We start from the raw sequence: 14,491 nt of genomic DNA on the forward strand, positions 1-14,491 counted from the left end.
AAAGAATGAAAGGACATATCATGGTTACTCTGCACACCAATCACGGCGACATCACTCTGACCCTGAACGCGGAAAAAGCCCCGGAAACCGTGGCCAACTTCCTGCAATACTGCCGTGACGGTCACTACGACAACACCATCTTCCACCGCGTCATCGACGGCTTCATGATCCAGGGCGGCGGCTATGCCCCTGGCTTTGAAGAGAAAGAGACCCGCGCCTCCATCAAGAACGAAGCGGCCAACGGTCTGTCCAACAAGGTCGGCACCATCGCCATGGCCCGCACCATGGAGCCGCACTCTGCCAGCGCCCAGTTCTTCATCAACGTAAGCAACAACGACTTCCTCGATTTCAAATCCGCCACCACCCAGGGCTTCGGCTACTGCGTATTCGGTGAAGTGACCGCGGGCATGGACGTGGTCAACAAGATCAAGGGTGTCAAGACCGGTAACGCCGGCCGCATGCACCAGGATGTGCCGGTAGAGGACGTGGTGATCACCAAGGTGACCCTTGCTGACTGATCTCTGCCTTCTGCGAGATGAACTGACTGCGGCCCCGGCCGCAGTTTTTCCATCTGCACTTGCCACGGGCCCGAACTGGCGCCGCCTCGACTATCTGGCTCACGGCAACGAGCGCCAGCGCGCGGCCCATGCCCTGCTCACCGGCACGCCCCTGTGGCGCGAGTTGCAAAGCCGGTGTCTGGACGTGGCGCTGGTGAGCACCCTGGCCATCGGGCTCGACCGGCCCGGCAGCGATCTCGATATCCTCTGCCAGCATGAAACGCCCGCCATACTGGCCGCCCAATTTGCCGAACAGGGTTGGCAACGCCGCGCCCTGGGCAGCGACATCTGGCTGCTGGAGCAGACCCTGACCGACGCCGATGGCCGCAGCTGGCCCATCGAGCTCTATGTCACCCCGGCGAGGGTCGAGACCCTCAACGGCTGGCGCCACCTCAGCCTGATGGCCGCCCTGATCGAGCACTTTGGTCACCCCTTTTACCGCACCCTGCTCGCCCTGCGCCTGCAGCAAGGGCTGAAAGGGGAAGCGGCCATCTGCCGCCTGCTGAAATTGTCCGGCGATCCCTATCAGGCGCTGTTGACCCTGGAAGGGCGCAACCTTGACCAGTTTGACTGGCACCCTCACCCTATGACCCATACAGCCAGAATCGGGGCACCTCGCACGCCATCATGAGCACCCTCTTTATCAGTGACATTCACCTGTGCAGCGATCGGCCCGACATGACGGCCGCGCTGGTGCACTTTCTGGAGCACGACGCCCCCGGTGCCGACGCCCTCTACGTGTTGGGAGATCTGTTTGAATTCTGGATTGGCGACGACGATCCCAATCCGCTCCTCCAGCAGATCGCCGAGGCCTTTGCGGCCCTGAGCCAACAGCAGGTACCCCTCTATTTCATTCACGGCAACCGTGACTTTATGTTGGGCCAGCAGTTTGCCAAGCGGGCTGGCATGACCCTGCTCGGCGACCCTTGCGTCATCGAGCTCTATGGGGAGCGGGTGCTGCTCAGCCACGGCGATCTGCTCTGCACCCGGGATGAGGGATATCAGAAATATCGCCGCATCACCCAGTTCAAGTGGCTGCGTTGGCTGTTCTTGCGGTTGCCGCTGAGCCGCCGTCAGGCCATCGCCCACAAGATCCGTGGCCAAAGCCGGATGGAGAAAACCGTCAAACGCCAGACCATCATGGATGTGACGCCACAGGCGGTGGACGATATGCTACGCCAGCACGGCTGCCGAACCATGATCCACGGCCACACCCACAGGCCCGCCATCCACGACTTCACGCTCGACGGTCAACCCGCCCGCCGCATCGTGCTGGGGGACTGGTTCGAGCAGGGATCCGTGCTGGTGTGCCGCCCCGGCGAGCAACGCCTCGAAGTGCGGGCCCTGCAAGGGGCCAGTGACTGAGCGGTCACTGGCGAACAACCGCGACGCACAGCCATGAAAAAGGCGGGATCATCCCGCCTTTTTGCTTTTTCTCTTGCGCCAAGGCAGAGCCGAGCGCGTTACATCACCGTCATCTGACCGGCATAGAGGATGAAGTAACGCAGCAGCAATATGCCCACCAGACTCAGGCTGCAGATCAGCGCCAACCGGGCAGGCTGGTGCGCCCGCGCCTTAGCACCAAACAGCCCCAGCGACTGGGGTAGCACTATGCCAAGGCCTATCACCCCGAACCAGAACACCTGGGACCAGAAACCGCCGCCAAGCGCCGCCCACATGGCCGCCTCGCGCTGACCACCACCGAAGTAGAGGCCGGTGAAGAAACAGACCAGCAGGAAGATCTCGATGGCGACGATGGGCCGCTCGAACCTGTGCACGAAACTCACCCCCTGGCTGTGGCCATCCTCCCGAAACAGGGTCACCGCCAGCAAGATGGTGGAGGCGATGCCCGAGCTGATGCCGGACACCAGAAACAGTGCAGGCAGGATGGGATTGTTGAGCATGGGGTAGGTCTTGAGGGCGGAGAGCAGGAAGCCGGTGTAGGCCCCGAGCAACACCGCCAGCAGCAACAGCAAGGGGCTGAGCAGCCGTTCGAGCTGCGCCAGCTTGCCAATCAGGGTGTCGATAAAGGTGAACTTGTCCCCTAGCCACTGCCGACGCAGCGCCCCGATCTCGGCCCTGAACACCACGGCCAGCCAGGCGAACAGCACCGCCATATAGACCTGAAACAGCATGACCCCCATCGACATGACGGAGTCGAACTGGTAGTGGAACATCAGCTTCCAGAAGGTCCAGGGACGGGCCAGGTGGAAGATAAGGATCAAGAGCCCCAGGATCACGCTGAGCGGCGCCAGTATGGCGGTGGCCCTGATGATGCCACTCTCGCTGCCGGCCCCCTGGCGCCGCAGCAGCACCGACAGGGTGGTCGACCCCGCCGAGATGCCAAGCAGGAACAGGTAGATGGCGATGGGGCCGTCCCACACCAGAGAGTCGAAGTGAAATGCGTCATGCCACATGGTGCATACCTCCCATCAGACAGAGACCATCAGACCGATGTGCGCTCATGATGCCACCTCCCCTTTGGGCACCCGGTACATCTTGGGCGAGGTGCCGAGGAACCGCTTGTAGCGATAGGTGGTCTCCTGCACCAGCCGCCTGGCGATGGGACTTTGGGGGTCATCCAGATTGCCGAACACCAACGCCTTGGTGGGGCATGCCTCCACGCAGGCGGGCTGCTTGCCATTGGCCAGGTTGGTCTTGCGGCAAAAATCGCACTTGTCGGCGACGCGGGTCACCGGGTTGATAAAACGCACCTGATAGGGGCAGGCCGCGAGGCAATAGCGACAGCCGACGCAGAGATCGGGATTGATGTCGACGATGCCATCCTCGACCCGGATGTGGGAGGCACCGGTCGGGCAGACATGCACGCAGGGGGCATTGTCACAGTGCTGGCAGGATTTGCGAAAGAAGCGGTACGCCTGATCCGGATACTCCCCCACGGGGCCACTGCGCAGGATCTCCAGCCGGGTGACCTCGGGTGGCACCTGATTGACCTCGCGGCAGGCATCCATGCAGGCGGTGCAGCCGATGCAGGCCGTCTCGTCGTGGATCATGCCGTAGCGTACCCCCTCTATGGTCATGCTGTTGGCGAGGGCGCGGGGCGAACCTGTCATCAGGATCAAGGCGCTGGCACTCATCCCCACCATAAACTCGCGACGGGTCGTGCTCATGCGCCCTCCTTGACGGCAGCTTGCTGCTTGGCCTCATGCTGCTTGCTGTGGCAGTCGACGCACAGCTTGATGCGGGACTTTTCGGGAATGCCGACCATGGGCTCCTTGGCCGGGTGCAGCTGGTGACAACTGGTGCAGCTCACCCGGGTGGCGTGCACGTCGTGGGCCCACAATGCCTTGCGCAGATCGTCCGGCTCATGGCAACTCATGCAGACACCGTTCTGCTGGCTGAGGGGAAACGCCTCGTCACCAAAACGCATCACATCGACCATGCCGCCGCGCTGTTTACGGTGATCGGCCGACGCATTGCCGTGACAGTTGGTGCAGGTGACCGCCTCATTGGTGTTGGGGTTGGTGACGCTGCCGTGCTTGCCGTGCATCCCCTCCTCCCCATCGTGACACTTGTCGCACTTGGCAAAGCGGGCAGCCGCTTTTCTGGCGGCGGCCTTTTTCTTCTCCGCCTTGGCCTGACGTTCGGCCAGGGTTGACTGATCGGCCGGTGAGGCGGTGGATGAGGCCTGGGTGTGGGTGGTCGGGGTATCGGTCGCCGGGGCCACCTCGGCCCTGGCAAACTGGGTTGTGCCCAGGCAGAGGCTGCCGAGCAGCAGCCACTTAATGACAGCGTTCATAAAAACTCCGGATCAGGGACACCCGGTGGGTGTCATCTCCCCCAGTGCGCAAAAAAGGAACGGATAGCAGCGCCTTTGACGGTCATGACCGGGTAGCAGGAGCACACCCCGCCGGCGGGCGGCGAGGTGGCTGCGTCAATGGGAGCGGGTGCGGCGACGGTTACTGCTGGCTTGCGTAATACTCGGCCAGCGCCTTGAGGTCTGCATCGCTCATGGCGATGAGCGGCTTGTTCATCTTCTCGTCGTTGCTGCGCTTGCCGGCCTTGAACTCCTGCAGTGCAGTCAGCAGGTAGCCCTTGGGCTGACCGGCGAGGATGGAGGCTTCATCTTCCGCCACAGAGCCCCCTTCCGAGTGGCACTTCTTGCAACCGGACTCTTCGTGCAGCTTCTGCCCGGCCTTGGCCAGCGCCGCATCGAATGGCTGCTTCATCGGCTGGTAGGGCAGCTCGGCATAATGGGCCGCCAGCTCGTCGATCTGATCGTCGCTAAGGCCCTTAACTATGTCGGTCATGTTCCCCTGCTTGCTGGTATCACCGGTGACATGATTAACGGTCTTGGCAGGGCGCCCATCCAGGTAGCTGCGCAGCTGCTCGCTGAGGTTGGCCTCTGCCAGTCCGGCGATAGTCGGGATGTCGTTATGGGTACTGATCCCCTGACTTCCATGACATGCATTACATGTTTCCACCAACGCAGCCATGCTGGCATGCGCAGTGCCAATAGAGCCCAATAATAACGACAATCCCAGCACTTCCAGTTTCATACTGCGTTTCATTTCTCATCCCTCGTGAAAAAAAGACCCAAAAACCCCAATCGAAACAGATATTTTTTTTCTCTCAGCGTGCGTTGAGATCCATTTTTGAGACCTCGGTCAACGCCGTTTAATATATAAACCTTAGAATTAAGATGGAAATTATTTATACCGTAATAAGTCCTCGTTTGACCCTTAAGTAGTACATTTTTGGGCATTTTTTGACTTGGCTCATACATGGAACAATAAGTCCGATAAAAAAGGATAAAACAATGAAATACTGGAAAGTATTGGTGGCTGTAGCAATGGTGTTCGCCCTGTCGTCCTGTGGTGGCGGTGGCGACGGAAATGACAAGACAGACCCACCGCCCCCCCCTCCCGGCACCCCAAACTCGCTGATCATCTCGGCATCCACCCCCCAGTTAAACGAGAGCGGCCAACTCTCGGTGCAGTTCAGCGTCACCGACAAGCAAGGCAAAGGCTATGAGCTGGGAGCCACACTCCCCTCCTTCACCCTGGCCAAGGTGATCCCCGGCCGTGACGCCGCGCGGCAAGACCCTGTCGTCTGGAAGAGCTTCATCTACAACACCAGAAACAACCGGCCGACCGGTGAAAGCAGCGGCAAGCTGGAACCGCTGGGCAATGGCCAGTACCGCTACACCTTCTCCTTCAATGCCACCACGGTGCGCGATCCTTATCCGAGCGATTCGCTGGACAACAACGACTTGATCCGCTGGGATGAGGCTGCGACTCACCGCCTCGGCATCTACTTCGGTGGCAGCAATGGCATTCCGGTCACCGACTATGTGCTGGACTGGGTGCCCGCAGGGACGCCGCCACTGCTGACCCGCGACATTCTGGCGCAGCAGAGCTGCGACAGCTGCCATATGAAGCAGCCGATCCACCACGGCAACCGCGCCGATCCCAAGCTCTGCGTCACCTGTCACAACGAGAGCGTGCCCGGCAGCGGACGTGGCGATCTGACGACCCTGGTGCACAAGCTGCACGGCAACCTGGACCAGAAAGACACCAAGCTGGTGAGCCATTTCCCGCAGGATCCGCGCAACTGCGACACCTGCCACAAGGAGGTCACCCCGACCACGCCGAACGCCAACAACTGGCAACATGCCCAGGAGAAACCCTGCGGTGCCTGCCATGCGGACTCCACCACGGAGACCGGTTACGTCAGCCACATCAACGGCAAGATCAAGAGCGGCGCCCTCTGTACCCAGTGCCATGCGGAAGAGCCAGGCAACACCAAGTCCCCCAGCAGCGTGCACATGGGCTATCTCGCCAATGAAGCCGCCGGTCGCGACAAGCTGGTGTTCACATTCGATGACGTCAGATACGCGGCGCCCAACATCGAGGTCGAGCTGACCGTGACCGCCGATGGCAGCCCGGCCCAGACCCTGGACGAGGTGCTCAAATACATCAAGTACGGCGATCTGGCCAAGGCCCCCTACATCCTGGTCAACTGGGATCAGGGCAGCGGCTTCGAGCTGGCTTATACCAACCCGCAAACGTTCGTCACCGGCAACAAGATTGACTTCACCCAGTGCGAAAGCCAGGGTGGCGGCCGCTTCCTGTGCCGCAAAGAGGTGGGCAACGAGGTCACCGGCACCCTGGCGGCCACGGTCGCCGAGTTGCAGGTGTGCGTGGCCCGCAAGGCGGATCGCAACGGCGCCTTTGCCGCCGGGGATCTGCTCCCCTGCAGCAGCACCGCCAGCGCCCTCTCCTACGTGACCATCAACCCGGCCAAGGCCTACTTCCGGGTCGAAGGCGGGGTCGACAGCCGCTATGTGCTCAAGGTAGGCACGGAGCTGACCTCCTGTAACGGTTGTCACAAGGATCTGGCGGTCCATACCGAGGGGAACGCGGGCTCGGCCCACGCCTCCAAGGACTTTGCCCAGTGCACCAGCTGTCACAACGCCACCCGCAGCTCCTTCTACGCGGGCGTGCCGGGTGATCTCAAGTACCACGTGCACTCCTTCCACGCCTACGGTTCCCACCGCAGCGGAGATGCCACCTTCCCGGGCAAGCTGAACAACTGCGAGTCCTGCCACACCAAGGCGCAATACAACCTGCCCAACCAGCAGAACGAGCGCCCCTCCCTGGTGAGCACCACGGCAGACAACAAGCAGCCCAAGTTCTTCAGCCCGATGCTGGTGGTCTGTGCCAGCTGCCACCTCAAGTCGCCGCTGGGTCTGGTCAAACCGGACAACCCGGTCGCCGGGGACGAGTGGGCAACCCACATGAAGAACAACGGCGCCATCTTTGGTGCAGAAACGATAGAGGCCGCCACCGGGGTTGAACAGTGCGCGTCTTGCCATGCCGTCGGGCAGGAGCAGGGCGTCGACAAGGTTCACAAGGTGTATGACTTCCGTTGAAACCATCAGGCCAGGGGACTTGCCCCTGGCCCTTTGCCGTTGAAGGACACGATATGAAAATAACCACCCCGCAGTGGCTCCTCGCGGGTTTGCTGGCACTCTGTTGCCTGCCTGTCTGGGCCAAGAGTGATGCCCAGCTGGCGGCGGCCGATGCCGATCCCCGTCTGCAGATCGAGGCGACCCTCGACCAGAAATTCGATCAGGGAAAGTACTCCCCCAAGGGCGCAGATACCTGCCTCAAGTGTCACGACGCCGATTCGCGCAAGCCCGCGACCGGCATCTTCCACAATGTGCACGGCAACCTGGGCAACCAGAATGGCCCCATGGCAGACAAGCAGTGCGAAGCCTGTCATGGCCCCGCTGGCAACCACCCGCGCGCCCCCCGCAAGGGCCAACAGCGGGAACCCATGATCACCTTCGGCCCCGATTCACCGGTACCGGTGGAGAAGCAAAACAGCGTCTGCCTCTCCTGCCATACCGACGCCAAGCGGATGGGCTGGCATGCCAGCGCCCACGCGGTGGAGGATCTCTCCTGCACCAGTTGCCACGCGTTGCATCAGGCCAAGGATCCGGTGATGGACAGCCAGCGGCAGGTCGAGACCTGTACCAGCTGCCACGCCCAGCAGAAAGCCGATCTGCACAAGCGCACCAGCCACCCCATTCTCAATGGCGAACTGCCCTGCTCCAGCTGTCACAACCCGCACCAGTCGCAGAACGAGGCCAGCCTGAAGCAGCCCAGCCTCAACGAAAGCTGCTACGAGTGCCATGCCGAGAAACGGGGCCCCTTCCTGTGGGAACACGAGCCGGTGACCGAGGATTGCTCCCTCTGCCACAGCCCGCACGGTTCCATCAACCAGGCGCTGCTCAACAAGCGGGTGCCGCAACTGTGTCAGGAGTGCCACAGCGTGCCCCATGCCAACGTCTCCATCCCCGAGGGGGATCTCAAGGTGCGTGGCGGCAGTTGCCTGAATTGTCATAACCAGATCCACGGGACCAACCACCCCAATGGTCAATCTCTGCGACGCTGAGGAGAGAAGTCATGAAATATTCAACACTTTGGCTCTCCCTGCTGGCGGTCTGCTCGGCCCAGGCGGCCGAGACGCCGCTGGCAGTCGGGGATTACTCCCTGCAACAGGCCAAGCCGGCCAAGACTGAGCGCTGGAGTTGCAAGTCATGCGAGCACGACAGCGGCTGGTTTGGCGAGGTGGGGCTGGGGGCCGGCTATGCCAACGATGACGGCGCCCCCCGCTTTCGCAACTGGGTACCCAGCCCGCAGGAGAGCGGCATGCTCGGCATCTTCAACGCCGATCTGCAATACCGGGGAGAAGGCTCCCGCTACGGCTCCCTCGAGGCAAAAAACCTCGGCATGGAGCGCTTCAGCCTGGCGCTGGAGCAGGGTCACTATGATGGCGTTCGCGCCAGGATGGGCTACTCGGAGTCCCCCTTTTACTGGAACAGCCATGGGCGCAGCGTCTATCGACCGGGGGACAGCCCGCTGACCCAGGGCCAGCTGGCCGAATTTGACAAGGAGGTGGTGCGCAAGAAGCTGGCCGCAGGGCTCGCCTATACGCCAAAGAGCCCGTGGCGCCCCTATGCCGATTTTTCTCATGAGAAAAAAGAGGCCACCCTCGCCTACTACCAACCGACCGTGCCCGGGGTCGGCGGCGTGCCCGGCCTCCTGCCCAAGCCCGTCGACGATACCTCGACCACTCTGGTCAAGAGCGGCGTCAGTTATCTGGGCGAAGGCTGGCTGGTCGATCTCGCCTACAACGGCTCCCTCTACCGCACCGATGACACCGCCCTCTATTACGGCAGCGTCACCGACCCTTACGCCAACGAACGCGCCTATGAACCGGACAACAACTTCCACCAGTTGAGCCTCTCCGGCCAGTACAACTGGGACAGGCAGAGCCTGACTGGCCGCGTCCTCAGCAGCCAGGCCACCTCCAACGGCAGCCTGACCGCCTTTCGCAATGCCCCCGTCACTCAGGATGACTTCCACGGCGAGATCAGCACCTTCCAGGCCGATGCCAAATGGGTGAGCCGCGTTGGCCGGGATCTCACCCTGCGGGCCGGTGGGGAGTATCGGGATCGCAAGGACAAGTCAGACGAATACGCCGTGATAGGCAAGCCGCGCAGCAAGCGTGATCATACCCGCAGCAAGGCGGATCTGGAGGCCGACTACAGGCTCAGCCGCGCGGTCAAGCTCACCACCGGTTACCAGTACAAGGCCGATCAGCGCGAACAGGCAGACCGGCAGGACACCGACGAGCACACCCTGTTCGTCAAGGGACGCTACCGCCCGGCCGGCCCGCTGCAACTGGGTGGCAAACTCGCCTGGGGCACCCGAAACGGCTCTGACTGGCGTCACGACAACGCTGGCGGCAACGGCAGCCCGACCCTGCGCCAATTCTATCTGGCGGATAAGGACAGGGTGGAGCTCAGAACCGATCTCGGCTACCAGTTCAGCGAGGGGCGGGATGCCAGCCTGGAAGGCTGGTGGGCCAAGGATGATTACAAGGAGCCGGACATAGGGCGCAGCGAGGGCGAGGACTATGGCCTAGACCTCACCCTCAACCAGCAGTTTGACGACAACCTGAGCGGCCATCTGTTCAGCAACCTGCAGTGGATCACATCAACGCAGAACCACGCCTACACAGGCGCGCCGGACTGGGATCCCTACCGCACGGCGGTGCGCGACGAGATCACCACCCTGGGGTTGGGACTGACCCAGAAGAAGGCGTTTGACCGGGATCTGGAGCTGGGGCTCGACTACAGCTTCGCCTATGGTCGCGGCAAGACGGACGCCAGCAAGGGCTATAACTACCCCGACCTCACCAGCAAGCAGCACCGGCTGGAAGGTTATGCCCTCTATCAGCTCACCCGGCAGCACTCGCTGCGCTGGGATGTGCGCTACGAATACTTCCAGGATGTGGATTACCTCTACACCGGCGAAGAGCGCAACCTCGGCAATTTGAATCAGGACTACAACGGCTACTTCACCGCCGTCTCCTGGCTCTACAAGTTCTGACCGCTGTGCAGTAAACCCAAGGGGAGCCTGGCTCCCCTTTCTCTTGCCTGATAAAGGGGTCCATCCTCGCCGCCCCGCCCTGAGGCGCGCGGTTTTGGCCACGGGGCCTGCGGGCGCAAGCCTACCGTGACCATCAAGATGCTCGGGATGCCCGGAATGCCCGGAATGCCCGGAATGCTCGGGATGGATGACCCCATCAGCAACCTGATCTGACAACCGCTTTGTGTGCAATGCGCATCATCCAGCCACAGGGTCCGATGATTCGGGTCGTGAGCGGGCCTTGTTTCACCCGCTACCTGCGTTGTGTGAGCCCCATCACCACGCCCACGACCGATATGGAGGAACATGAGCACAGAGTCAGGACCGCTGTCTCGCCAACCATTTCAACAAGTTGAGGTTCTTATGCCTGACAACAATACCATCGCCCATCCCCTCGATGCCAAAAGCATCAACGTCAACGACCCCTATGAGATGAAGCTGTGGATCAAGACCTTCGAGTGCACCGAAGTACAGCTGAAAAGAGCGGTGAAAGCCGTCGGCACCTCGGGCAAGGCCATCAGAAAGCACCTCAAAAAATAGACACCCAGCTCCGGGTAATCATCACCTGACAACAAGCCCACCCCGCGCGAAACCCGCGCTTTGCGGCGGCCCGCTATGCCGCGGATAACGGCCTCTTCCGCTGCTATCTCAAAGGCATGGGCGGGCGCTGGCTACCCGCGCCGAGTGCTCCCCAATGATCCAGATTGGATGCCAGATGGCAAGCCACCAGCCGAACAGGCCGGAACGGATGAATACGTGATCCCGGCCCATGACCAGGACTGGCCGATACTGGTCCAACTCTGCGGCAAGGTCTACCGAACCAGTTTCAGACCAAAGCCAACCGTCCCAAGGTGTCGGTGCACTCAGCTGATGGCTGACCGGTTGGCCGCCGGGCTCACCACCGTGGTCATCTACCAGCGCAGCGCCATCAGATACGCCGTCACAGGCCGCACCCTCTTTATCGCTCCGGGCAGCATTACCGACCCGCTGCCGAACAGCCCAACCCAAGGTCCCAGCCTGCACTGCATCAGGTAGTGTCTGACAACAAAGCGTTTTTGCGTGACCTAAAACAAGAGCATTAATGTTCACATCCACTCACATTTTGGCATGCATGTATACATGTGTACATGCATGCACATTTCTTCTACACTAAACTCAAGTTAACATTTCACGCGCCAGACAGCAGTCTGGCGCTGATTACATTAAGGAGGAGATATGGCCAATACAGCACGAAAAGCCCTGAAAAATGGCGCCATTGACCCCAGCAAGGCACTGCCTGTGGTATTCCGTATTCTGGATAAGTGGCAATGCAATACGGATGAACAGCTGAAGCTTCTTGGCATCTCATCTCGTTCAACATTGAACAAATACAAGGAATCAAGCGGTGGGATCCGCCTGACCGTGGATATGCAAGAACGGATGAGCTACATCCTCAATATCCACAAGTGTCTGAGGATGTTGTTCAGTGCCGACGACAGCATCTACGGCTGGGTGCGTAAACCCAACAGCCACCCCTTCTTTGCCGGGCGCAGCGCGATGGACATTATGAACGCTGGCCGCGTGGCTGATTTGTATGAGGTCGCCACCCGCCTGCATGCCTGGCGCGGGGGAATGGCCTGATGCAAGAGCAGCCACTGATTGAACTCAAGGGGGAGCGAGCCTATCGGATCATTCCAAGCCGCTACCCCACCATCGATCTCTATGAAGACGTGGCCAATGCGGACGAACTGGAGGCCGTCTGGGCCATCGAGTCACTGACCAATGATCGGTTGAATGAAGCGGCGGGTGATCTGTCGTTGGTACCGAAAGAGGATTGGTTGGTGGGACTGAATGGCAGCAGCTATGTGATGGCAGCCTTCACCCATATCAACCCGGAAGGGGCCAGATTCACCACTGGCGATTTCGGCGGGTATTATTGTGCGCCCCTACTCGATACCGCCATCAAAGAGACGGTCTATCACCAGGAGCGGATGTTCAGCTACACCAACGAACCCGCTCAGAAAGTACAGATGCGGGTGCTCTATACCGAGTTCAACGCCAATCTGGTCGATATCACCAGCGCGGAATTTCTCTCCACCCCGCTTTATCACGCAACCAGCTATGGTCAATCCCAAGCTTTCGCCCAAGAGCAGAAAACCAAGGGGATGGACGGTATCCACTACCGTTCTGTGCGCCACAGCGGTCATAACTGCCATGTGCTCTATCGCCCCCGCCTGGTCACCAAGATCCACCAAGCCCAGCATCTGGAATACCACTGGAATGGCAGTGCCATCGCCAATGTATTGGAGATCAAGCTTTATGGGGAATAAGCTTTCGTCTTATTGATAATAAGTTCTGAGACAACTCTTGTAGAATCAACCATTGCCAAAAAAAGCAGCCCGAGAAATATATCCATTCAGCTTGATGAAACCCAGGGCTCTTCTCGGCAAGGCCGCTCAGCCTCAGAGGCCAATCAAGATGACTCCTACATATCCATTGCTATGGATGCAGAGAACAAGCCTTTGACTCAGAACGCCATCACTAAAACGGCTTCTGGATTCAACTACGGATGGTATACCAAGTGTGCCGGCTTGGCGGTTGGCGGCGGCATCATAAGCTGTCAGATTGATGCAGAAGCGGCAAACTACAACTATCTGACGTTCACCGGTGAAGGTGGGGGCCTTGGATATGGCTATGTAGAAGGTGTATGGACATCGATTTATCCCAAAGATCAACTGCGTGGGCGCTCTGGCACCTTCCGATACGCGTCCTTCCTGTATTCATCTATCACCATGAAAGATAAAAATGCATCAAGTGACCACAGCTGGTTCAAGGGGGGCGGTATGACAGTTGGTTTCTTTGGTGGCAATGCCAGAATTAATCCTAGATAAGACCAAGGACTATATAAGGCAATAGTGAGTTCCAGCACTATTGCCTTTATTTACTCCCATTACTGCCATTCCCCTCAATACTGTTTTGCGACCAGCGCCCTGTTTTCAGCAAGTAGCGACAGGCATACTGACCCTTCTTTTTTGCCAAGGAGGTTCAGATGTCATCACTCGTGATTGTGATTGCCCAGCTTGAAGCCAAGCCCGAATGTGCCGAGTTGTTTCGCGCCGCCCTTGAACCGCTGATGGCGGCCACCCGGCAAGAGGCAGGTTGTCAGCGTTATCAGCTGCATCAGGATCTGGACAATCCCCACAGCTGGATGCTTCACGAGGAGTGGGAGAGCGGTTCCGCCCTCACCGCCCACCAGCAGCAGCCCCACTTCATCGACTTTATCGCCAGGGCCGAGCCTTGGCTTGCCAGCAGCAATATTCGCCGCTATCAACCGCTGGATGCCTGATCTGCCCTTGTACCACTTGCCGCCGTGCAGCCCTGCATGGCGCAAGCTTGTCCCCACTCTTGAACAACACGCCTCCCTCACTCTTTGCCGCATAAAAACAAGCGGCCCATGCCGTAATGCAAGTCTGTTAAGAGCATGTGAGCCCCCACCTGCGAGGTATAAGGGCCGCTCATCTCTTTTCACGCCCTGTTATTTTGCTTGTTGCGCAAGTCGGCCAGATGAGCGGTGTGAAAGTGGGTGATGCCGATAACATCGACCTGATGCGCGTTTGGCCCCCGCCTGACCAAAGCGCAGGTAGACGCCGCCACTGCCGGGCACCCGCTGGGTAAAGGCTTTGTCCTGCGGGGTCAGTTGTACGGGTTCGGCATGCGCTTGGGCGGCGGCGAGCGCGCAGCCGATGGCCAGCGCCACCGTTTTCAACGGTCTGTTTCATCACCATTAGCTGTCGGTTGTATGACAACAGAAGTTGGCTGGGGCTATGCACCTGGGCGCATTCCCCAGACGACGGGGGTCAGCGGTGGGGCGGCTTGTCGTCCCGTTCATCGGCTTCCCAGCGCGCTTCCAGCCAGAGCAGGTTGCAAAGGCCAAGCAGCAGGGCGAAACCCAGGCCCAAAATCCAGGTGAAGTACCACATAACGGCTCCC

General features: G+C 60.0%; 18 protein-coding genes. 12 read left to right on the top strand and 6 right to left on the bottom strand.

The window, feature by feature from the left end; genetic code table 11:
- Window positions 1-20 precede the first annotated feature (20 nt).
- From BN1129_RS03615 to lpxH, 3 genes are read left to right on the top strand one after another with little or no spacing between them, the layout of a single operon-like run.
- Window positions 21-518: a peptidylprolyl isomerase gene (locus tag BN1129_RS03615; protein ID WP_042034542.1), complete on the top strand. Its 498-nt coding sequence runs from the start codon at window positions 21-23 to the stop codon at window positions 516-518.
- Entirely contained in the window at window positions 508-1,188 is a 681-nt protein-coding gene (locus tag BN1129_RS03620) for a DUF4269 domain-containing protein (protein WP_042034543.1), read from the top strand. Before BN1129_RS03615 ends, BN1129_RS03620 begins: the two co-directional genes overlap by 11 nt.
- Window positions 1,185-1,922: a UDP-2,3-diacylglucosamine diphosphatase gene (lpxH, locus tag BN1129_RS03625; RefSeq protein ID WP_042034544.1), complete on the top strand. Its 738-nt coding sequence runs from the start codon at window positions 1,185-1,187 to the stop codon at window positions 1,920-1,922. The genes BN1129_RS03620 and lpxH overlap by 4 nt, the downstream gene beginning before the upstream one ends.
- Before the next feature lie 98 nt (window positions 1,923-2,020).
- Here lpxH and nrfD read toward each other — a convergent pair whose 3' ends face one another.
- The 4 genes from nrfD to pdsA form a co-directional block, all read right to left on the bottom strand.
- The gene (nrfD, locus tag BN1129_RS03630; RefSeq protein ID WP_042034545.1) at window positions 2,021-2,974 is read right to left on the bottom strand and encodes a cytochrome c nitrite reductase subunit NrfD; all 954 of its coding nucleotides are present in this window, start codon (window positions 2,972-2,974) and stop codon (window positions 2,021-2,023) included.
- A gap of 45 nt (window positions 2,975-3,019) precedes the next feature.
- Complete coding sequence (locus tag BN1129_RS03635) at window positions 3,020-3,688, bottom strand: 4Fe-4S dicluster domain-containing protein (RefSeq protein ID WP_042034546.1); 669 nt, start codon at window positions 3,686-3,688, stop codon at window positions 3,020-3,022.
- A complete protein-coding gene (gene netB / locus BN1129_RS03640; RefSeq protein WP_042034547.1) occupies window positions 3,685-4,317 on the bottom strand; it encodes an Nrf-like electron transfer protein NetB in 633 nt (210 codons plus the stop codon). Before netB ends, BN1129_RS03635 begins: the two co-directional genes overlap by 4 nt.
- 160 nt (window positions 4,318-4,477) lie before the next feature.
- Window positions 4,478-5,089: a periplasmic diheme shuttle PdsA gene (gene pdsA, locus BN1129_RS03645; RefSeq protein ID WP_042034548.1), complete on the bottom strand. Its 612-nt coding sequence runs from the start codon at window positions 5,087-5,089 to the stop codon at window positions 4,478-4,480.
- Window positions 5,090-5,337: 248 nt separating this feature from the next.
- On the opposite strand from pdsA, the gene BN1129_RS03650 reads away from it, so the two are divergent.
- The 9 genes from BN1129_RS03650 (at window position 5,338) to BN1129_RS03685 (ending at window position 13,847) form a co-directional block, all read left to right on the top strand.
- On the top strand, window positions 5,338-7,452 hold the full coding sequence (locus tag BN1129_RS03650) for an OmcA/MtrC family decaheme c-type cytochrome (protein WP_042034549.1): 2,115 nt from the start codon (window positions 5,338-5,340) through the stop codon (window positions 7,450-7,452).
- 53 nt (window positions 7,453-7,505) lie between these two features.
- Window positions 7,506-8,480, top strand: coding sequence for a DmsE family decaheme c-type cytochrome (locus tag BN1129_RS03655; protein WP_042034551.1), 975 nt, complete (start codon window positions 7,506-7,508; stop codon window positions 8,478-8,480).
- A gap of 11 nt (window positions 8,481-8,491) precedes the next feature.
- Complete coding sequence (locus tag BN1129_RS03660) at window positions 8,492-10,483, top strand: MtrB/PioB family decaheme-associated outer membrane protein (RefSeq protein WP_042034552.1); 1,992 nt, start codon at window positions 8,492-8,494, stop codon at window positions 10,481-10,483.
- 402 nt (window positions 10,484-10,885) lie between these two features.
- Entirely contained in the window at window positions 10,886-11,062 is a 177-nt protein-coding gene (locus tag BN1129_RS22140; protein WP_080741165.1) for a DUF3606 domain-containing protein, read from the top strand.
- A gap of 330 nt (window positions 11,063-11,392) precedes the next feature.
- Window positions 11,393-11,557 carry a hypothetical protein gene (locus BN1129_RS23055; protein ID WP_157013245.1) on the top strand — a complete coding sequence of 55 codons (165 nt, stop codon included), beginning with the start codon at window positions 11,393-11,395 and terminating at the stop codon, window positions 11,555-11,557.
- A 180-nt stretch (window positions 11,558-11,737) separates the two neighbouring features.
- Window positions 11,738-12,142: an MbcA/ParS/Xre antitoxin family protein gene (locus tag BN1129_RS03670; protein WP_042034553.1), complete on the top strand. Its 405-nt coding sequence runs from the start codon at window positions 11,738-11,740 to the stop codon at window positions 12,140-12,142.
- Window positions 12,142-12,831: an RES family NAD+ phosphorylase gene (locus tag BN1129_RS03675; RefSeq protein ID WP_042034554.1), complete on the top strand. Its 690-nt coding sequence runs from the start codon at window positions 12,142-12,144 to the stop codon at window positions 12,829-12,831. The genes BN1129_RS03670 and BN1129_RS03675 overlap by 1 nt, the downstream gene beginning before the upstream one ends.
- A 12-nt stretch (window positions 12,832-12,843) precedes the next feature.
- The gene (locus BN1129_RS03680) at window positions 12,844-13,392 is read left to right on the top strand and encodes a hypothetical protein (protein ID WP_157013246.1); all 549 of its coding nucleotides are present in this window, start codon (window positions 12,844-12,846) and stop codon (window positions 13,390-13,392) included.
- Window positions 13,393-13,550: 158 nt separating this feature from the next.
- On the top strand, window positions 13,551-13,847 hold the full coding sequence (locus BN1129_RS03685; RefSeq protein WP_042034556.1) for a putative quinol monooxygenase: 297 nt from the start codon (window positions 13,551-13,553) through the stop codon (window positions 13,845-13,847).
- A gap of 189 nt (window positions 13,848-14,036) precedes the next feature.
- Here BN1129_RS03685 and BN1129_RS22145 read toward each other — a convergent pair whose 3' ends face one another.
- Together BN1129_RS22145 and cydX are read right to left on the bottom strand one after the other, a co-directional pair.
- Window positions 14,037-14,267, bottom strand: coding sequence for a hypothetical protein (locus BN1129_RS22145; protein ID WP_244463010.1), 231 nt, complete (start codon window positions 14,265-14,267; stop codon window positions 14,037-14,039).
- 91 nt (window positions 14,268-14,358) lie between these two features.
- Window positions 14,359-14,481 carry a cytochrome bd-I oxidase subunit CydX gene (gene cydX, locus BN1129_RS03690; protein ID WP_042034557.1) on the bottom strand — a complete coding sequence of 41 codons (123 nt, stop codon included), beginning with the start codon at window positions 14,479-14,481 and terminating at the stop codon, window positions 14,359-14,361.
- Window positions 14,482-14,491: the final 10 nt, after the last annotated feature.

The sequence above is a fragment of the Aeromonas popoffii genome, assembly GCF_000820025.1.
In the GTDB taxonomy this organism is placed as follows: domain Bacteria; phylum Pseudomonadota; class Gammaproteobacteria; order Enterobacterales; family Aeromonadaceae; genus Aeromonas; species Aeromonas popoffii.